This is a genomic window from Nonomuraea turcica, from assembly GCF_030718205.1.
In the GTDB taxonomy this organism is placed as follows: Bacteria; Actinomycetota; Actinomycetes; order Streptosporangiales; family Streptosporangiaceae; genus Nonomuraea.
Genome location: NZ_JAUZQF010000019.1, coordinates 123,913 through 143,275 on the forward strand (window position 1 = coordinate 123,913; position 19,363 = coordinate 143,275).

Below are 19,363 nucleotides of genomic sequence, written 5' to 3' on the forward strand. Positions count from 1 at the left end.
GCCTTTCGGCCCAGGTCGTGTGCGTGGCGACGTCCAAGGTCACGGCTTGGTCAAGAGCGGCTCAGATGGCCTTGCCCGGGTTGAGGATGCCCAGCGGGTCGAAGACGGCCTTGATGCCGCGCTGTACCTCGGCGGCCACCGGCCCGGCCTCCATCGCCAGCCAGCGCTGCTTGAGCAGCCCCACGCCGTGCTCCCCGGTGAGCGTGCCGCCCAGTTCCAGCGCGTGGGTGAAGATCTCGTCCGCCGCCGCCCACACCTCGGCGGGCGGCTCCAGCGACCCGCGGTCGAAGATGAAGACCGGGTGCAGGTTGCCGTCTCCGGCGTGCGCGACCGTGCAGATCTTCACCCCGTGCCGGGCCGCCGCCGCCTCGACCGCGGTGATCATGTCGGGCAGCACCGATCGCGGCACGCAGACGTCCTCCACCAGGCACGCCCCGAGCCGCTCCTTGGCGTCGTACGCCATCCTGCGCAGCCCGATCAGCTCCTCGGCCTCCTGCGGGCTGGAGGACACGGCCACGAACGAGGCGCCGTTGTCCATGCAGATCTGCTCCATGCGCTCGGCCACCGCCTGCCCATCGGCCGCGTCGGACTGGCCGATGAGCATGGCCGTCGTCTCGGCCTCCAGGCCGAAGTTGCGCAGGTCGTTGATGGCCTCCAGCGTCGCGCGGTCGAGCAGCTCCATGAGCGACGGCTGGCAGCCGGCCGCCATGATCGCCGACACCGCCGCCCCCGCGTCCCTGAGCGAGCCGAACTCGGCGGCGAACGTCGCGGGCGGCGCGGCCGGCGCCTGCCGCAGCCGCACCGTGGCCGCGGTGATCACGCCCAGCGTGCCCTCCGAGCCGACGAACAGGCCGGTCAGGTCGTAGCCGGTGACGCCCTTCATGGTGCGCCGGCCGGTGTTCAGCACCCGTCCGTCGGCCAGCACGACCTCGAGGCCGAGCGCCGAGTCCCTGGTCACGCCGTACTTCACGCACCGCAGCCCGCCGGCGTTGGTCGCCAGGTTCCCGCCGATCGTGGAGATCTGGTACGACGACGGGTCCGGCGCGTACATGAGGCCGTGCTCCCTGGCGGCCCGGTCCAGGTCGGCGGTGATGACCCCGGGCTCGACGACGGCGATCTCGTCGGCGGGGGAGAGCTCCTTGATCGCCGTCATCTTGGCCAGCGACAGGATGATCGCGCCGTCGCCGGCGACGGACGCGCCCGCGAGGCCCGTGCCCCCGCCGCGCGGCACGACCGGCACCCGGTGCTCGCTCGCCCACGTCATCGTGGTGACCACGTCGTCGCGGGAAGCCGCGAGGACAACGCCGAGCGGCTTGCCGGGCTCCAGGAACGTCCGGTCGCGGGCGTAGGAGTCGATCACGTCGGGGTCGGTCAGGACGCGGCCCTCGGGCAGGGCGTTCACCAAGGCATCAATCGGTCTCACATCATGCAGCTTATGGTTTGCGCAGAGTGCTCCTTAAGGACAAACTGCCCAGGTGGAAGTCAGGTGCCCGGTGTGCTCGCGTACTGACCAGGTCGTCGCGGTCCCCGGAGCGGTCGCCGCGGGGACCACGTACAAGATCGGGCGGGTCAGGTTGCCGGGCACGCGGGAGGTCGCCGATCTGCCCACCGCGGCGACGCTGGGGGCGTCCAAGCACGTGATGAGCCGCACGCAGCTCGCGGTCTGGCTGTCGTTCCCCAGCCGCCACTACACCCCGTGGGCGAGGAACCAGGGCTACATCATGTTGTGCGCGGCGGCGCTGGTGCACCTGGTCGTGTCACTGGTGATCGCGATGGGGCAGGACCCGCAGTGGGGCGAGGTCCTGCTCGCCCCGTTCTGCCTGACCGGGCTGTTCTGGGGGTTCGGGCTGCTGAACGTGCTCGGCGCGTACGGCGCGCGCAAGCGCGACAACGTCGAGGCCCCTGCCAGGGAGAAGGCCCTGGCCGTCTGGGAGGGCCTTTACTACTGCGCCCGCGACAACGTCGTCTTCGAGCCGGAGATCGGCGTCTCGTTCCACCCGAGCGAGACGCGCGACTACATCTTCGGCTTCAGGCCGGGCCGCTAGGCGGTCAGCCGCGCTCCTCGGCGACCAGGCGCACGCACACGGCCAGGCCGTTGATGGCCTGCTCGAGCTCGTCCAGGTCCGGGTAGGTCGGCGCGATCCTGATCGTGCGGTCGTCCGGGTCCTTGCCGTAGGGGTGCGTGGCGCCGGCCGGCGTCAGCGCGATGCCCGCGGCCTTGGCCCTGGCCACCACCTCGGCCGCGTGCGGCACCTCCAGGCTGATGAAGTAGCCGCCCTTGGGGCTGGTCCAGGTGGCCAGGCCGCCGAGCTGCTCGGTCAGCACCTTGTCCACCAGCTCGAACTTCGGCCCGATCAGCTCGGCGTGCCGCCGCATGTGCGCGGCCACGCCCGCGCCGTCGCGCAGGAACTCCACGTGCCGCAGCTGGTTGATCTTGTCGGGGCCGATGGACTGCTTGGCGGTGTTGTGGAGGAACCACTCGGCGTTCGCCGGCGAGGAGCCGAAGAACGACACGCCGGCCCCGGCCAGCGTCACCTTGGAGGTGGAGGCGTAGACGAACACCCGGTCGGCGTTGCCGTGCTCGGCGGCCAGCGCCAGCAGGTCGGCCAGCTCCGCCGGGGCGTCGGTGAGGTGGTGCACCGCGTAGGCGTTGTCCCAGAAGATCCGGAAGTCGGGGGCGGCGGCAGGCATGGCGGCCAGCCTGCGGACCGTCTCGTCGCTGTAGACGATGCCGGACGGGTTGCTGTACTTCGGCACGCACCACATGCCCTTGACGCTCGCGTCGGCGGCGACGAGGCGCTCCACGACGTCCATGTCGGGGCCGCCGGCGTTCATCGGCACGGGGACCATCTTGATCCCGAACCGCTCGCAGATCGTGAAATGCCGGTCATAGCCGGGCACCGGGCACAGGAACGTGATCTCCGGCTCCTCGATCCAGCGCCGCTCGGCACCGGGGACCTTGGACAGCAGCGCGTGCACCACCGTGTCGTGCATGAGCGCCAGGCTGGCGTTGCCGCCCACGACGAGCTGCTCGGCGGGTACCTGGATCAGCGGCGCGAACAACGCGCGCAGCTCGGCGAGGCCCTGCAGGTTGCCGTAGTTGCGGCCGTCGGTGCCGTCGGCCGCCTTGTAAGACGACGGCAGTGTGAGCATGTCGTTGGAGAGGTCCAGCTGGCGCGGCGACGGCTTGCCTCGGGTGAGGTCGAGCGAGAGCCCCCGCTGGACGAGGGCGGCGTAGTCACGCTGAGCGGTCACAGAGATCTCTCCTTGGAATCGGTCCCAGACCGCAAGGATAGAAGAACTCCGGACGCGGCACCGCCGCCGGTCTGCTTCATGCGACCAGCCGCGGGCAAAATCATCGGCCGCCAATGTCAAAGAACGACTTCCCGCGCGGCTGCGGTTGGCGTGGAATGGGTAGATCGGGGCAGGCCCAACTCCGCACTGGAGGGAGCAGCCGTGACGACCGTTCGCGAGCCCTCGATCGAGCAGGTCCGGCGCCGCCGTACCGGGACCGTCATCGCCTCCTGGTTGTCGACGACCGACCACAAGGTCATCGGATACCTCTATCTGATCACCTCGTTCGGGTTCTTCCTCGCGGCCGGGATCATGGCGATGATCATCCGGGCCGAGCTCGCGCAGCCGGGCATGGATCTGATCAGCCAGCAGATGTACAACCAGCTGTTCACCATGCACGGCACGATCATGCTGCTGCTGTTCGCCACGCCGCTGTTCGCCGGCTTCGCCAACGTGGTGATGCCGCTGCAGATCGGCGCGCCGGACGTGGCCTTCCCGCGGCTGAACGCGGTGGCGTACTGGTTGTTCCTGTTCGGCGGGCTCATGGTGCTGGCCGGATTCTTCACGCCCGGCGGGGCGGCCGACTTCGGGTGGTTCGCGTACACGCCGCTGTCGTCGTCGATCTACTCCTCGCAGGTCGGCGGCGATCTGTGGATCATGGGGCTGGTGCTGTCGGGGCTCGGCACCATCCTCGGCGCGGTCAACTTCATCACCACGATCATCGGCATGCGGGCACCCGGCATGACCATGTTCCGTGTGCCGATCTTCACCTGGAACGTCCTGCTGACCAGCGTGATGGTGCTGCTGGCGTTCCCGGTGCTGGCCGCCGCGCTCCTCGCGCTCGAGTCGGACCGCAAGCTGGGCACGCAGGTCTTCCTGAGCGAGAACGGCGGGCCGTTGATCTGGCAGCACTTGTTCTGGTTCTTCGGCCACCCCGAGGTGTACATCATCGCGCTGCCGTTCTTCGGGATCATCACCGAGGTGATCCCGGTCTTCAGCCGCAAGCCGCTCTTCGGCTATCTGGGGATGGTCGGCGCCACGATCGCGATCGCCGGGCTGTCGATGACGGTGTGGGCGCACCACATGTTCGCGACCGGCCAGGTGCTGCTGCCGTTCTTCTCGTTCATGACGTTCCTCATCGCGGTGCCGACCGGGGTGAAGTTCTTCAACTGGACCGGGACCATGTGGCGGGGGCATCTGTCGTTCGAGTCGCCGATGTTGTTCTCCGTGGGTTTCCTGGTGACGTTCCTGATCGGCGGGCTCACCGGGATCATCCTGGCCTCGCCGCCGCTCGACTTCCACATCAGCGACACCTACTTCGTGGTCGCCCATTTCCACTACGTGGTGTTCGGGACCGTCGTGTTCGCGATGTTCGCCGGGTTCTACTTCTGGTGGCCGAAGATGACCGGCAGGATGCTCGACGACCGGCTCGGCAAGGTGCACTTCTGGACGTTGTTCATCGGCTTCCACACCACGTTCCTGGTGCAGCACTGGCTGGGGCAGCTCGGCATGCCCAGGCGCTACGCCGACTACGGGGTGGCCGACGGCTTCACCTGGCTCAACCAGGTCTCCTCCGTCGGCGCGTTCCTGCTGGGCGCCTCCACGCTGCCGTTCCTCTACAACGTGTTCAAGACCGCCAGGCACGCCCCCAAGGTCACGCTCGACGACCCGTGGGGGTACGGCAACTCCCTGGAGTGGGCGACCTCCTGCCCGCCGCCCCGGCACAACTTCACCAGCATCCCGCCCATCCGCTCCGAGCGGCCCGCCTTCGACCTGCACTACCCCCGGCAGCTTGAGGAACGCCCTTCAGCGGTGGGGGAGGGCGGAGAGGCCGAGGTGTCGCCTCGCCAGGACACATCCGACTGACCTTTCCCGAAACAGATCGCGGTGCTTGTGTGGAGATGACGTTTCGCCCATCTAAGGAGATCGGCGATGACAGGCACGAAGATCCCCTTCGACCCCGAGACGGCCCCCTGTGGCAAGAAGTCCGGAGGTGAGCGCCTCGTCGACGACGACGGCTACGGCCTGCTGATCCGTGACCAGTTCTTCGACTGCGGCTGCCGCCGGATCCGCCACGAGTACCACGACGGAAGCATCCATCTGTCCGCCATCCGCCACGACGGCAAGCGGGTGAAGGACCCGATCCAACCCGACCACGGGAGCTGAGGCATCAAATGATCGACGTGCTGATCGTCGGGGGAGGCGGGGCGGGCCTGCGCGCGGCCATCGCGGTCGCCGAGTCGGACCCGTCCTTGAAGGTGGCGGTCGTGTCGAAGGTCTATCCGATGCGCAGCCACACCGTCTCCGCCGAGGGCGGCGCGGCGGGGGTGATCGGCCTCGACGACACGCTCGACGAGCACTGCTACGACACGATCTCCGGCGGCGACTGGCTGCCCGACCAGGACGCGGTCGAGGCGTTCGTGTACGAGGCGCCGCGCGAGCTGATGCAGCTCGAGCACTGGGGCTGCCCGTGGAGCCGCGAGCCGGACGGCCGCGTGGCCGTCCGGCCGTTCGGCGGCATGAAGAAGATGCGCACCTGGTACGCCGCCGACAAGACCGGCTTCCACCTGCTGCACACCCTGTTCCAGACGACTCTGAAATACCAGGACATCGTCAGGTACGACGAGTGGTTCGTGACCAAGCTCGTCGTCGACGACGGCCGCGTCCACGGCGTCGTGGCCGTGGAGATCAGGACCGGCCGCATCGAGACCATCCCCGCCAGGACGGTCATCCTGGCCACCGGCGGCTGCGGCCGGGTCTTCCCCTTCACCACCAACGCCGCCATCAAGACCGGCGACGGCATGGCCCTGGCCTACCACGCGGGCGCGCCGCTGAAGGACATGGAGTTCGTCCAGTACCACCCGACCGGCCTGCCCTTCACCGGCATCCTCATCACCGAGGCGGCCAGGGCGGAGGGCGGCTGGCTGATCAACAAGGACGGCTACCGCTACCTGCAGGACTACGACCTCGGCAAGCCCACGCCCACGCCGAAGCTGCGCAGCATGGAGCTGGGCCCGCGCGACCGGCTCTCCCAGGCGTTCGTGCACGAGCAGGAGAAGGGCCGCACCGTCGACACCCCGTACGGTCCTGTCGTCTACCTGGACCTGCGCCACCTCGGCGAAGGCAAGATCGACACCCGCATCCCGTTCGTGCGCGAGCTGTGCAAGAGCTACCAGAACCTCGACCCGGTCACCGACCTCATCCCGGTGCGCCCGGTCGTGCACTACATGATGGGCGGCGTCCACACCGACATCGACGGCGCCACCCCCATCGCCGGCCTGTACGCGGCCGGTGAGACCGCCTGCGTGAGCATCAACGGCGCCAACCGGCTCGGCTCGAACTCCCTGCCCGAATGCCTGGTCTTCGGCCGCCGAGCCGGGACCGCCGCCGCCGAGTTCGCCCGCTCCCACCGGGACGGCGAGGCGGCGGCCGTCCGCAGCCAGGGCGCGGACGAGCGGCGGCGCTTGGAGCGGGCGCGCGAGGGCAGGAGGACCGGCGAGCGGGTCGCCGACCTGCGTGAGCAGATGCAGCACACGCTGGAGGGCGCGGCCGGCATCTACCGCAACGGAGACGTGCTGGCCAAGGCCGTCGACACGCTCGCCGAGCTGCGCGAACGCGCCGAGGAGGTGTGTTTCGACGACACCGGCGCCGCCTTCAACACCGAGCTGATCAACCTGCAGGAGTTGCACACCATGCTGGACGTCGCGCAGACGATCGTGGCCTGCGCGCTGAACAGGCAGGAGTCGCGCGGCGCGCACCAGCGCACCGACTTCGCGTCCAGAGACGACGCCGCCTACTTGGCGCACTCGCTGGTGCACCGCGCCCCCGACGGCACCCCGTCGGTCACCCTGCTCCCCGTAACGATCACCCGCTGGCCGCCGGGAGAAAGGGTCTATGGCCGTGACTGAACCCGACGCAGTGAGCGGAGTGGGGGGCGCCGCGAAGCAAGCCACCCGCGGAGCGAATGAGGAGGGTGAAGGAACCAATGAGCGCGCCTGAGACGAAAGAAGCCATTGAGCGGACCGCGTCGAAGACCATCCGGCTGGAGGTCACGCGTTACCGGCCCGGCGAGGACGACGCGCCGTCCTTCGAGGCCTACGACGTGCCGCTCATGGAGGACTGGGCCGTGCTCGACGGGCTCAACTACGTCAAGGATCACCTCGACGGCAGCCTGACCTACCGCTGGTCGTGCCGGATGGGCGTGTGCGGCTCCTGCGGTATGAACGTCAACGGCGAGCCCCGCCTGACCTGCGGCACCTTCCTGTCGGAGTTCGGCGACGGGCCGGTGCGGATCGAGCCGCTCAAGGGCTTCCCGGTGATCAAGGACCTGGTCGTGGACATCGACGACTTCCTGGCCAAACTGTCGTCCGTGCGGCCCTGGCTGGTCAGAGAGGGCGAGGAGCTGCCGCTGAGCACCGAGTACGCCCAGACGCCCGCGCAGCTGGAGGCGTACAAGCAGTACAGCATGTGCATCAACTGCCTGCTGTGTTACTCGGCCTGCCCGGTCTACGTGCTCGACCCCGACTTCCTCGGCCCGGCCGCCATCGCCCTCGCCCAGCGCTACAACCTGGACTCGCGGGACATGGACGACCGGTTCGATGTGCTCAATCTGGACGACGCGGTGTGGGGGTGCACGTTCGTCGGCGAGTGCACCCGGGTTTGCCCCAAGCACGTCGACCCCGCCGAGGCCATCCAGCGTTACAAGCTGACCGCCGCCATGCGCTCGGTGCTGCCCTGGAGCAGACGATGACGACCGCCTACCGGCCGCGCCGCGACAACCTGTGGTTCGCCCGCACCCGCAACTACACGATCTTCGTTCTGCGCGAGCTGACCAGCGTCTTCGTGGCCTGGTCGATCGTCTTCCTGCTGATGTTCCTCGACGCCGTCGTCGGCGGGAGCCTGCCGGAGTTCATCGCGCTGGCCGGGCAGCCGTGGATGATCGCGATCAACGTGGTCGCCCTCGCCGCCACCTGCTTCCATGCCATCACGTTCCTCAACCTCGCACCCAAGGCCACCGTCGTCCGCCTGGACGGCTGGCGGGTGCCCGCCTGGATGATCCAGGGCGGCAACCATTCGCTCTGGTTGCTGGTCTCCGCGGTGATCGCCTACTTCGTGCTGAGGTCGCCATGAAGCGCACGCTGGAGCCGTACCTGTGGTTGTTGTTCAGCGGCGGGGGAGTGGTGGCGGCGCTGGTGCTGCCGGTGCTTGTGCTGCTGTTCGGGGTGCTCATGCCGCTCGGCGTGCTGGACTGGCCCGCCGCCGAGGACCTGCGCGCGCTGGCCGGCCACGTGCTGGTGCGGCTCGCGCTGCTCGTGGTCGTCGTGCTGTGCCTGTTCCATGCGGCGCACCGGATCAGGTTCACCAGCGAAGAGCTGCTCGGGATCGCCAGGTTCGATCTGGTGATCGCGGTGATCTGCTACGGCGGCGCGGTCGCGGGCGGAGTGGTGGCCGCCCGTTTGATGTTCTGAATGTCGTAGTTTGATCACGTTTCAACAACGTGCTTTACGATCGGTTGATTGACGCTCTAACGTCCGGCATTGCACACCCCTATGGCCATGCGCCCGGCGATCCCGGGCAGAGAGGGTTCCTGGTGCCCAGTACGAAGCGCTTATTAGCAGCCTTCCCGGCGGTCGCCCTTCTCGGCGCCGCCCTGTCCGTGCCCAGCGCTCAAGCGGCGTCCGTCGCCCATTACGAGCCCGCGGCCTCGGACTTCTATATCAACTACGCGCCGCCCACGGTCGGAAAGGACCCGGAGGAGCCGCGTCTTACCGATGTGAGCGCACGCTCGCTCACTCCGGCGCAGAAGTTCGACAGGAAGTTCTCCAACGGGAATCCGGCCTCCGGCCGCATTCTCGCCGCGCGGGAGAACGAGGCCATCAGGACCGGCCGCAATCCGGCTGAATGGATATTCAAGAACTCCAAGCAGACCCGCACCGCCAAGCTCCTGACCCTGCTGGTCGAATTCAACGAGCAGGCCGGCGACGACTTCTCCGGCTTCAACCGGCTGCGCACGGTCAACAGCGGACCGGACGACTGCTTGGTCGAGCCGCCGGGCACGCTCAAGAACGGCCCCCTGCACAACAACATCCCGGACCCGGCAACGCTCCCGCACAAGGACAACAACTCCTTCTGGGTCAAGGACTTCAGCCCCGAGCACTTCAACAAGATGCTCTACACCGACAGGGGCATCACCGAGCGCGTCCGCCCCGATCTGAAGGACCCGCGCGACGGCAGACCCGGCATCGACATCTCCGGCTTCACGATGAAGAAGATGTACGAGGAGATGTCGAAGGGCGCCTACTCCGTCACCGGCTCGGCGGTCGGCTGGATCAAGGTCCCGCACTCCGAGGCCTGGTACGGCGCCGCGGCCTGCGGCGGCGCACCCCAGGACATGTCCGGCCACCCGGACAACCCGCTCGGCGCCCAGCAGCTGGCCATCGACTCGGTGACCACCCTCGCCCAGACCCAGCCGGACTTCCCGTGGGCCGACTACGACGTCGAGGACATCTCCGACGCCGACGGTGACGGCAACCACCAGGAGCCCGACGGCGTCATCGACCACCTGGTGCTGGTGCACGCAGGAAAGGACAAGTCCTCCGACGGTGGCGCCGAGGGCACCTACGCCATCTGGGCCCACTCCAGCGCGGTCGCCGGCGGCTACAAGGTCCCCGGCACCGACAAGAAGATCTCCAACTACATCGTGCAGCCGGAGGACTCCGGCGTCGGCGTCTTCGCCCACGAGTACGGCCACGACCTGGGCCTGCCCGACCTGTACGACACCTCAGGCCAGGCCAGCTCGGCGGTGGACTTCTGGGACCTGATGTCCAGCGGCTCCCACTCCGGCCCGATCTTCCAGTCCATGCCGACCCACATGGGCCTATGGGACAAGTGGGTGCTCGGCTGGGCGAACCCGACCACACTCAACCCCGGCGACGCCGCCAAAGTCGTCACGGTCGGCCAGTCCTCGCGCACGCCCAAGCTCACCGCCGACGGCGTCCGGGTGAACCTGGCCTCCACACCGCAGAAGATGATCGACGTCCACAGCGGCTCGAACGCCTGGTGGACCGGCCTGGACCAGGATTGGGCGAACCTCACGCTGACCCGTGACCTGCCCGTGCCCGCCGGGACCGATCTCAGGCTCTGGATGTGGAACAACTACGTGATCGAGCAGGACTGGGACTTCGGCTTCGTCGAGGTCTCCACCGACGGCGGCGAGACGTGGTCCCAGCAGAAGGTCTACGACGAGGCCGGCGCCGAGGTCAGCACGCCTGACGACTACCCGGACCCGAACAATAACCTCACGTCCTTCGGCAACAAGAAGTACGGACTCACCGGGGACAGCGGCGGCTGGCGCCACGACTACGTGAACCTGACGCCGTTCGCCGGCCAGACGATCAAGCTCCGGCTGACGTTCAACACCGACGCCGCCTTCCAGGAGCGTGGCTGGCACGCCGACGACTTCCAGCTCACCAACGGCGGCACCGCCGTGTGGAGCGACGACGTCGAAGGTGGCGACAACGGGTGGAAGCCCGTCGGCGGCACGTTCACCAACACCAGCGGCCAGGGCTGGACGCGCAACAACGGCGAGCGCGAGATCTCCCGGTTCTACCTGGCCGAGTGGCGTAACTTCGACGGCTTCGACAAGGGCCTGCAGTACACCTACGACACCGACTACCTCCGCGAGGGGGCGTGGAAGGTGCAGAAGCTGAAGTACAACGCGCCGGGCCTGCTGGTGTGGTACCGCGACTCCACGTTCGTCAACAACAACCTCCTCAGCACCCTGCGGCTCCCGCCGAGCGTCGGGCCCAAGGGCAGCCTGCTGGTCGTGGACTCGCACTACGAGCCGCTGCGCCGCACCGGGACCGCGGCCGAGAAGGACCCGACGGCCAACAAGAACCTCCAGGGGCGGGTGCAGACGTCCAACGCCGCGTTCGGGTTCGGCAAGACGTACCCGTTCAAGGAGTGCCTGGAGGCGCCGGACGAGCCGTTCAGCGAGTACTGCACGGACTTCCCCGCGCAGAAGGGCGTCTCGCACTTCACCGACGCCAAGACGTGGTATCCGGGCATCGAGGTGCTCAACGGCGCGCTCGCCTTCCGGGACTTCGACGCCTCGGTGGTCGTGCCGTCCAAGGGCGACCAGACGTACACCACCCGCGTGGTGCACGCCGACGGCACGCCCGCCACGGAGCTGTACGGCCAGGTGGCCGCGGGCTCCGTGCTCGGTACCGGCAACCCCGGTGACGAGAGCAAGGCGCTCGGCGTGCAGTTCAAGCTGATCTCCCCGCTGCCGGGCAACCTGGGTGCGATTGTTCAGGTAGTCCCGCCCAAGAAGTAAATTCGTAGGGCCGCCGAGGTACCCCGGCGGCCCTACGATTGATGACCATGAGCGAACTGCGCACCAAGACCGAGCACACCGAGGCGATCCTGAGGGATCGCCGGGTGGCCGTGGTGGTGAACACTCGCTCGCGCCGGGGCCGCCGCCACTACTTCGAGGTGATCGAGCAGATCCACAACCTCGGGTTCGAGCCGCTGGCCGAGCTGTCGGTCTACAACCCCAAGCGGCTGCGCGACCTGCTCGACACCGCCCTGGCGACCAAGCCGGACCTGCTCATCGTGGGCGGCGGCGACGGCACGCTCTCCTCGGCGGTGCGCCACGTGGCGCACCGCGATGTGGCGCTGGGCGTGCTGCCACTCGGCACCACCAACAACTTCGCCCGCAGCCTCGGCCTGCCGCTCGACCTGGCCGGGGCGATCAAGGTGTTCGCCACCGGCAAGGTGGCCGACATCGACCTGGGCATGGCCGGCGACCGGGAGTTCGCCAACCTGGCCAGCTTCGGGGTGTCGGTGGAGGTGGCGGGCAAGGTCAAGCCGTGGCTCAAGCGCATCGTGGGCCGGCCCGCCTATCCGCTGACGGCGCTGACGATCCTGCCGAACCACAAGCCGTTCCGGGCGTACATCACGGTCGAGGGGCAGCGCCACGAGCTGCTCACCCACCAGCTCAACATCGCCAACGGCCGCTTCCACGGCGGCTGGCAGGTGGCCAAGGACATCAGCATCGACAACGGCCTGCTGGTGGCCTACCAGCTCGGTTCGGGCAAGAAGCTGCGGCTGCTCGGCGAGACGCTGCTCAGGGCGACCACCGGCCGCTGGCGCAGCCTCGCGGGCGGGCCGTTCGTGGTCGGGCGGGAGATGTATCTGGAGACCGACCCGCCGATGGCCGCCGACGTGGACGGCGAGGTGCGGCTGCGCACCCCGATCAGGCTCCGCGTGGTGCCCAACGGCGTGCGCGTCATGGTGCCCGCCTCGTTCGAGGACCGCTAACCCAGCTGCCGATACGCCGGACCGAGCACCCGCGCCAGGTCGGCGGGCGGCGGGAAGACCCGCAGCAGCAGGTCAGGGGCGGCGGCCGCGGGGCGGCGCTCGGGCCGGTGCGCGGTGGCGCCGGGGGCGTAGAAGTCGGCCAGCCGGTCGGCGAACGGCACGTCCTCGACCTGCAGCTCCTCCGCGGCCTCGCCGGCCAGGGAGCCGAGCAGTTGCTCGCGGGTGCGCCCGCGCCAGGCCAGCACCAGGAACGGGTCGTCGTCGAACGACTCGGCCAGCAGGTAGAGCGCCGCCGACAGGTGCTTGCACGGGAAACCCCAGTCCGGGCACGAGCAGTCCATGTCCAGGTCGCGGGGGAACAGGTCGACCCCCATCGCGGCGAACAGCTCCTCGATCTCGACCGGCATCTCCCCGGCCAGCAGCTTGGCCCGGTAGACGGCCTGCGCCGCGATGGCCTCCTCGAGCGCGGCCCACCGGCTCTCGTCGTACACGTCGATCCTGATCACGACCTCGTACGGATCCGGCCGCGAGCCCTGCACGGCGGCCCTGACCTCGCCCGCGGTCAGGTCGATCGACAGGACCTGGCCCTGCCGGGCGTAGGCCCGGCCGCGCGAGAGCCGCCCCTTGTCGCAGATGCGCTCCAGGATGTCGATGAACCGCCGCGACCACCAGGTCGAGCCGATCGAGCCACGTTGCGTACGGGCCCTGATGCCGCCGTCGACCTTGATCGGCCTTCCGCCGTCGAACCACGCCACGTCAGCTCACCCCCTCCGCGGTCAGGCGGAACACCTCGCGCAGCTCGTCGGTCGACAGGTCCGTGAGCCACTCCTCGCCGGTGCCGACCACCCGCTCGGCCAGGGCCTTCTTGCGCTCGATCATCTCGTCCACGCGCTCCTCCAGGGTGCCCGCGCAGATCAGCTTGCGCACCTGCACGTTCTTGCGCTGCCCGATCCGGAAGGCGCGGTCGGTGGCCTGGTCCTCGACGGCCGGGTTCCACCAGCGGTCCACGTGCACGACGTGATTGGCGGCCGTCAGGTTGAGCCCAACCCCGGCCGCCTTGAGCGACAACACGAACAACATCGGCTCCGGGTCCTGCTGGAACCGCTCGACCAGCCGGTCGCGGGTCTTCTTCGGCAGGCCGCCGTGCAGCCACAGCACCGGGCGGTCCAGCCGCTGCGCCAGATAGGGCTGGAGCATCGTCCCGAACTCGGCGTATTGGGTGAAGAGCAGTGCCTTCTCGCCCTCCGCCAGGATCTCCTCGGCCAGCTGCTCGAGACGGGCCAGCTTGCCCGACCGGCCCGCCAGCCGGGAGCCGTCCTTGAGCAGGTGGGCCGGATGGTTGCAGACCTGCTTGAGCTTGGCCATGGTCGCCAGCACCAGGCCGCGCCGCTCGATGCCCTCGCTGTCGTCGATCTTGGCCAGCATGTCGTCCACGACTGCCTGGTAGAGCGAGGCCTGCTCGGGCGTGAGCGGGCACCACTCCTTGACCTCCATCTTCTCCGGCAGATCGGTGATGATGGATTTGTCGGTCTTGAGGCGGCGGAGGATGAACGGACCCGTCGCCCGCTTGAGCGCCCGGGCGGCCTGCTCGTCCTGACGGGCCTCGATGGGCTCCTGGAACCGGGTCCTGAAGCGCGAGCGCGACCCCAGCAGTCCCGGGTTGGCGAATTCCATGATCGACCAGAGCTCGGCCAGGTGGTTTTCCACCGGGGTGCCGGTCAGGGCCAGCCTGGTGGGCGCCGGGATGGATCGTACGGCCTGCGCCTGCAGCGTCCCGCTGTTCTTGATCGCCTGGGCCTCGTCGCACACGACCCTGCGCCATTCGTGCCGCTTGAGGGTCTCCAGGTCGCGTTGCGCGGTGCCGTACGTGGTGATCACCAGGTCGGCGCGCCCGATCTCGGCCGCGTCCCTGCCGCTGCCGTGGTGCACGTAGACCCGCAGCCCCGGCGCGAACCTGGCCGCCTCCCGCTGCCAGTTGCCCACCAGCGACATCGGGCACACCAGCAGTGTCGGCACGTCCGACCGCTCGTGCACGAGCAGGGCCAGCGTGGTGATCGTCTTGCCCAGCCCCATGTCGTCCGCCAGCACCCCGCCGAGGCCCAGCTGTGACAGGAAGCTCAGCCACGCCAGGCCGCGCTCCTGGTAGGGCCGGAGCATGGCGTCCAGGCCGGCCGGGGTCGCGAGCGGCTCCAGCCGCCGCTCGGCCTGGCCGGACAGCAGGTCGCCGAGCACACCGTCGGCGTCGACCTCCAGCAGCGGCAGCTCGTCGTCGCCCCAGAGATCGGCGCCGACCACGTGCTGGAGGATGTCGGCGGCCGTCACCTCGCCCGTGCGCTCGCCCTCCACGGCCCTCAGGGCCGCCTTCAGCTGCCGGTCGTCCAGCTCCACCCACTGGCCACGCACCCGGACCAGGGGCACCTTGAGCCTGACCAGCTCGGCCAGCTCCGCCTCACTGATCGTCTCATCGCCCACCGCCAGGTCGATGCGGAAGTCGACCAGCTGCCGCATCCCGAACCCCTGGCTCACGGCCGCCGTCTGCGCCTTGGTCCTGGTGGTGAGCTTGAGCCCCAGCTTGGTGCGTCCGGCCCAGCGGGGCAGCTGCACCCCGAACCCGGCCGCCTGCAACAGCGGCGCCGCCTGCCGCAGGAACCCGAACGCCCCCGCCGTGTCCAGCGCCAGCTCGCTCGGCTCCGGCACCCGCAGGGCCCGGTCCAGCTCGGGGTAGAGCCGCACCGCCCGGCCCAGCCCGGTCAGCAGCTCGCGTTCGGGAATCGGCGGCAGGCCGGGCACCCGCGTGCCGCCCCACACCTCCGCCGCGGGGACGTAGAGGCTCGGGTCGTCGGCGGCCTGCAGCGCCAGCTCCACGCGCCAGTCGTCGGTGTCCGCCGGCTCCAGCAGCCGGAAGCACACCCGTGCCGCGCCCTCGGCCGCCGTCGCGGCGTCGTGCCACTTCTCCAGCTCCCGGCGCAGGTCGGGAACGTCGGGGCAGGCGGGGTCCGCGCCGGTCAGCGCGGCCAGCCAGCGGTCCTGGAGGGTCTTGGGGCGGGCGACGAGGGGCTCGGTGAGCGTCTGGCGCACGAGCGCGTCGGTGAAGGCTTCGAGCGCCTCGCGGAGCACGCCGGCGGAGGGGCGCTCGGTGCGCGAGGTACGGCACGCGGGCGGCATGGCCAGCGCCAGCTCCCGGAAATATCCGGCATCCACCCCGGTCACCGCGGGCCGCCACACGGCCCGCGCGTCGGCCTGGGGAACCCCCCACATGTCGCCGTCCACATGCCCTGCGACCGGTGGCACGAGCTGGGGGATGACGCGGCCGCGGCGTACCAGGTCGCGGGCGAAGTCGGCGACCGCGGCCCAGTGGCGCAGGGTGGCGGTGCCGGTGTGCCCGGCCAGCACCCGCAGCGCCGCCGCGGCGGGCGGCACGAGCGCGGGCACCTGCCACAGGTGCAGTCGCGGGCGGGTCACCTCGGAAAGTCGGCCGGTCTCCGGCGACGGCAATGGCTCCTTGACCGAGCCGGGCAGCAACACCTCCAGCGTCCGCCCCGGCACGTCATCGAGCCCGAGCACGGCCGCGACGCCGGATGCGGGCGCGGCGAACGGATGCGGCCGCGGCTCACCGCTCCGCGCTGCGCGGCCCCGCAGCGGTGGGCCGGCGGCAGGGTCGTCGCCGTTCTCCGCCCAGAAAGCGAGCCCATCGGCCGCCCAGACCCCGTGTACCAGCACCACGGCAGGTTACCTCCGAGAACGGAAGATCAGGTCCGGATAGGATCCCGCCGCCCCCGCGACGTGTCCTGGACGTCGGCTGTGGCCAGGGCACGCAGACGCTCAGGCTCGCTGGTCCACCTCCTCTGCGAGAGGTCCGGGAGTTAGCATGGAGGTATGAACCCTCCCGGATCGTGGTGTGAACGGCCGAAGCCGCAGGCCCCGCCGTGCGAGCTCCCGTCCCCGTGGAGCAAGCCGCGGCAACCGGACAACTGGTGCGATGTGCCGAAGGACCCCGTTCTCTCGGTTCTGGGCCTCCTGCTCAAGGGCGGCAAGCGGAAGTAGCGGCGCGTGATAGAAGGCCTTCCGCCTGGGTAGTCGCCTTCCTCAGCGGAGGAGGCGAGCGTCGTGAACGACACCCACAGGTTGGTCAACGATCTCTCCGAGCAGGTCTCCAGGCTCGTCAAGGACGAGTTCCGCCTGGCCAGGATGGAACTCGCGGAGAAAGGCAAGCACGCGGGCTTCGGCGCGGGCCTGTTCGGCGCGGCCGGTACGGTCGCGTTCCTCGGTGGCGGCACACTGGTGGCGGCCGTCGTCTTGCTCCTCGCTCTGATCATGCCCGGGTGGGCGGCTGCCGCGATCGTGGCGGGAGCGTTGTTCGTCGTCGCCGCCGTGCTCGGCCTGATCGGTAAGAACCAGGTGAAACGAGCCGCGCCGCTGGTCCCCCAAGAGACCGTCGCGAGCGTCAAGGCCGATATCGACATGGTCAAGGGGAGGGTACGGCGATGAGCGAGACCGACCCCGGATACGACAGCGAGCACCACGCGGGCGACGTCGGCGCCCGCAGAGCGAGGGTGGGCACGCCGACCGAGCGTGAGTCGATCAACGTGCCACCGACGAGGCCCGGCGCGGCCGAGAACGCGCAGCGGGCGGAGGCCGCCCGTGAGGAACACGAGACATTCATTCCGGAAGCCCCCATCCGCGACGAACGATCCGAGGCAACAGAAAGCCTGCGTACCGAGGAGGAGTCGCTGCAGCGGACGCACGGGGACGCCGATGACCAGGAAGAGGGCGACGTGCGTAAAGACATCAAGGAAACGCGGCAGGAACTGGGCGACACGGTCGGCGCGCTGGCCGGCAAGGCCGACCTGAAAGGCAAGGCGAGCAACGCTGCCGAGACCGCCAAGGACAAGGCGGGCGAGGCGGCCGAGGCCGTGAAGACCAAGGCGGGCGAGGCGGCCGAGGCTGTGAAGACCAAGGCGGGCGAGGCGGCCGAGGCTGTGAAGTCCAAGGCGGGCGACGCCGCGGAGACCGTGAAGACCACCGCCACTGACGCCGCCGAGGAGGCGAAGAAGCGGCCCGTGCTGCTCATCGCCGCCGCCGGAGCGGTGGCCGCCTTCGTGGTGCGCCGCATCATGAGGCGCCGCAAGGGCAAGTAGGGCGGACGGTGCCGCCCGGAGCCCCGGGACCGGCCGGAGGCCGATAGCCTGCCGGAATGAGGCTTCGAGCGGCCACCTGGCTCGCCGTGCTGGCCGTCGCGGGATGCGGCGGCGGGACGGCGGTGAGCGACTACGGCATGGTGGTCAAGGGCGCCAAGGGGACGACCGTGCACGTCGAGGTGCGGCCCGGCCAGCGGTTCTCGCTGGCCGTGGCCGACAACCCGTCGGTAGGCGATGACTGGTCGCTGGTGGCGGTGCCGGACACGAAGGTGGCCTCGTTCATCAGTGAGGAGCACGAGGGCGAGGGCGGCGGGCCCGGCTCCGGCGGCACGACGTACTTCGTCTTCAACCCCAAGCGGCCGGGCACGACCGAGATCCGGTTGTTCAACTGCTGGCGCTGCGGCCAGGACCGGACACCGGCGACCGAGGAGAGCAGGCGGCAGTCCGGTGAGGCGATCTTCGCGGTCACTGTGAAGTAGCCTGCGGATCATGGACTTCATTCGGGTACGCGCCTCCGCCGACGGGGCGGAGACGATCTCGTACTGGACCGGCGACGTCTACGGCTGGCAGGACGACGACGGCCCGCACCACCTGTTCGGGTTCGAAGGGATCAACGTGGCCAGGGCGGTCCAGGCCGACGACGGCTGGCGGCTGCTCACCAGGGAGGCGGCGCTCTACCTCGATCCGCGGACGAGGGAGGTGCTCGACACGTGGGACAACCCGTTCACCGGGCGGGCCGTCGAGGTGTTCCACGTCTTCAACGACCCGGTCAACCAGCGGCTCGGCGCCTACCCCGTGCCGGTGACGCGGCTGGGCGACCAGGTGGTCTACAACGTCGACGTGCGGCTGGCCTACCCGTCGCCGCTCAAGGTCGCCGACTACCCGGAGAACTCGGCGAGCGACACGTACCGGGCGCTGGAGTTGTTCCAGTTCTTCGCCGCCGCGAAGGACCTGGAGTCGGGGATGGCCGACGTGCCGTGCGTGTTCTCCTGGTGCCGGGTGTCGCCGTGGCTGCCCTGGATGGCGATGGGGCAGCGCGGCGGCGGGCTGATCTACCACTGCCGGGGCGCCAAGGTGCCCGAGGTGCCCGCGCGGCTGCGCGAGCGCGTGGGGGAGCGGTTCCTGCACGCGCCCGAGGAAGAGTCCGGGCCGAACATGACGAGCTGGACGGCCTTCGCCGATAGGGTCAAACGGTGAGCAACGACCTGTTCTGCGAGATCATCGCGGGGGAGCGGTCCGCCTATGTGGTGAGCTCCGACGAGGTGGCGGTCTCCTTCCTCGACGCCCGGCCGGTCTTCAAGGGACACGTGCTCGTCGTGCCCAGGGTCCACGTGGAGACGCTGGCCGACCTCGCCGAGGTCGGGCCGTTCTTCGAGCGGGTCCAGGCCATGGCCAGAGCCGTCGAGGCGGCGCTCGAGGCGGGCGGCACGTTCGTGGCCATGAACAACCGCGTCAGCCAGAGCGTGGCCCACCTGCACGTCCACGTGGTGCCGCGCAACAAGAAGGATGGGCTGCGCGGGTTCTTCTGGCCGCGGACGACGTACGACTCCGCCGAGGAGACCGAGTCGTACCGGGACGTCATCGCCAAGGCCCTCTGAGTTAGGCTCTGA

Annotated in this window: 18 protein-coding genes; 14 read left to right on the forward strand and 4 right to left on the reverse strand. The window is 69.5% G+C overall.

Going from position 1 to position 19,363, the window contains the following annotated elements; translation table 11 throughout:
• Positions 1-61: 61 nt before the first annotated feature.
• The gene (locus tag Q9G87_RS40305; protein WP_305921864.1) at positions 62-1,423 is read right to left on the reverse strand and encodes an FAD-binding oxidoreductase; all 1,362 of its coding nucleotides are present in this window, start codon (positions 1,421-1,423) and stop codon (positions 62-64) included.
• A gap of 52 nt (positions 1,424-1,475) precedes the next feature.
• On the opposite strand from Q9G87_RS40305, the gene Q9G87_RS40310 reads away from it, so the two are divergent.
• Positions 1,476-2,045 carry a hypothetical protein gene (locus Q9G87_RS40310; protein ID WP_305921865.1) on the forward strand — a complete coding sequence of 190 codons (570 nt, stop codon included), beginning with the start codon at positions 1,476-1,478 and terminating at the stop codon, positions 2,043-2,045.
• A 4-nt stretch (positions 2,046-2,049) separates the two neighbouring features.
• Here the strand turns inward: Q9G87_RS40310 and Q9G87_RS40315 are convergent, their stop codons facing one another.
• The gene (locus Q9G87_RS40315) at positions 2,050-3,255 is read right to left on the reverse strand and encodes an aminotransferase class I/II-fold pyridoxal phosphate-dependent enzyme (RefSeq protein WP_305921866.1); all 1,206 of its coding nucleotides are present in this window, start codon (positions 3,253-3,255) and stop codon (positions 2,050-2,052) included.
• A gap of 201 nt (positions 3,256-3,456) precedes the next feature.
• On the opposite strand from Q9G87_RS40315, the gene ctaD reads away from it, so the two are divergent.
• The 8 genes from ctaD (at position 3,457) to Q9G87_RS40355 (ending at position 12,615) form a co-directional block, all read left to right on the forward strand.
• Positions 3,457-5,160 (forward strand): aa3-type cytochrome oxidase subunit I, encoded by a 1,704-nt coding sequence (gene ctaD / locus Q9G87_RS40320; protein WP_305921867.1) that lies wholly within the window; start codon positions 3,457-3,459, stop codon positions 5,158-5,160.
• A 66-nt stretch (positions 5,161-5,226) separates the two neighbouring features.
• The gene (locus tag Q9G87_RS40325; RefSeq protein WP_305921868.1) at positions 5,227-5,460 is read left to right on the forward strand and encodes a hypothetical protein; all 234 of its coding nucleotides are present in this window, start codon (positions 5,227-5,229) and stop codon (positions 5,458-5,460) included.
• An 8-nt stretch (positions 5,461-5,468) separates the two neighbouring features.
• Positions 5,469-7,202: a fumarate reductase (quinol) flavoprotein subunit gene (gene frdA / locus Q9G87_RS40330; protein WP_305921869.1), complete on the forward strand. Its 1,734-nt coding sequence runs from the start codon at positions 5,469-5,471 to the stop codon at positions 7,200-7,202.
• Positions 7,203-7,279: 77 nt separating this feature from the next.
• Entirely contained in the window at positions 7,280-8,044 is a 765-nt protein-coding gene (gene sdhB / locus Q9G87_RS40335) for a succinate dehydrogenase iron-sulfur subunit (protein ID WP_305921870.1), read from the forward strand.
• On the forward strand, positions 8,041-8,424 hold the full coding sequence (locus tag Q9G87_RS40340; RefSeq protein WP_305921871.1) for a hypothetical protein: 384 nt from the start codon (positions 8,041-8,043) through the stop codon (positions 8,422-8,424). The genes sdhB and Q9G87_RS40340 overlap by 4 nt, the downstream gene beginning before the upstream one ends.
• Complete coding sequence (gene frdD / locus Q9G87_RS40345; RefSeq protein WP_305921872.1) at positions 8,421-8,762, forward strand: fumarate reductase subunit FrdD; 342 nt, start codon at positions 8,421-8,423, stop codon at positions 8,760-8,762. Before Q9G87_RS40340 ends, frdD begins: the two co-directional genes overlap by 4 nt.
• Positions 8,763-8,884: 122 nt before the next feature.
• Positions 8,885-11,629, forward strand: coding sequence for an immune inhibitor A domain-containing protein (locus Q9G87_RS40350; protein WP_305921873.1), 2,745 nt, complete (start codon positions 8,885-8,887; stop codon positions 11,627-11,629).
• Positions 11,630-11,676: 47 nt separating this feature from the next.
• Positions 11,677-12,615 carry a diacylglycerol/lipid kinase family protein gene (locus Q9G87_RS40355; RefSeq protein ID WP_305921874.1) on the forward strand — a complete coding sequence of 313 codons (939 nt, stop codon included), beginning with the start codon at positions 11,677-11,679 and terminating at the stop codon, positions 12,613-12,615.
• Here the strand turns inward: Q9G87_RS40355 and Q9G87_RS40360 are convergent.
• Both Q9G87_RS40360 and Q9G87_RS40365 read right to left on the reverse strand, forming a co-directional pair.
• Entirely contained in the window at positions 12,612-13,370 is a 759-nt protein-coding gene (locus Q9G87_RS40360; RefSeq protein WP_305921875.1) for an SWIM zinc finger family protein, read from the reverse strand. The two genes, Q9G87_RS40355 and Q9G87_RS40360, sit on opposite strands and share 4 nt — an antisense overlap.
• Before the next feature lies 1 nt (position 13,371).
• A complete protein-coding gene (locus tag Q9G87_RS40365) occupies positions 13,372-16,338 on the reverse strand; it encodes a DEAD/DEAH box helicase (protein ID WP_305921876.1) in 2,967 nt (988 codons plus the stop codon).
• A 384-nt stretch (positions 16,339-16,722) separates the two neighbouring features.
• On the opposite strand from Q9G87_RS40365, the gene Q9G87_RS40370 reads away from it, so the two are divergent.
• Genes Q9G87_RS40370 through Q9G87_RS40390 form a run of 5 tightly spaced genes read left to right on the forward strand, consistent with a single transcriptional unit; the run spans position 16,723 to position 19,351 of the window.
• Positions 16,723-17,103, forward strand: a complete 381-nt coding sequence (locus Q9G87_RS40370) for a phage holin family protein (protein WP_305921877.1) — start codon at positions 16,723-16,725, stop codon at positions 17,101-17,103.
• Positions 17,100-17,753, forward strand: a complete 654-nt coding sequence (locus Q9G87_RS40375; RefSeq protein ID WP_305921878.1) for a DUF3618 domain-containing protein — start codon at positions 17,100-17,102, stop codon at positions 17,751-17,753. Before Q9G87_RS40370 ends, Q9G87_RS40375 begins: the two co-directional genes overlap by 4 nt.
• 56 nt (positions 17,754-17,809) lie before the next feature.
• On the forward strand, positions 17,810-18,232 hold the full coding sequence (locus Q9G87_RS40380) for a protease inhibitor I42 family protein (protein WP_305921879.1): 423 nt from the start codon (positions 17,810-17,812) through the stop codon (positions 18,230-18,232).
• Positions 18,233-18,242: 10 nt separating this feature from the next.
• Complete coding sequence (locus Q9G87_RS40385; protein WP_305921880.1) at positions 18,243-18,950, forward strand: DUF1838 family protein; 708 nt, start codon at positions 18,243-18,245, stop codon at positions 18,948-18,950.
• Entirely contained in the window at positions 18,947-19,351 is a 405-nt protein-coding gene (locus Q9G87_RS40390; protein WP_305921881.1) for an HIT family protein, read from the forward strand. The genes Q9G87_RS40385 and Q9G87_RS40390 overlap by 4 nt, the downstream gene beginning before the upstream one ends.
• The last annotated feature ends 12 nt before the right edge of the window (positions 19,352-19,363 follow it).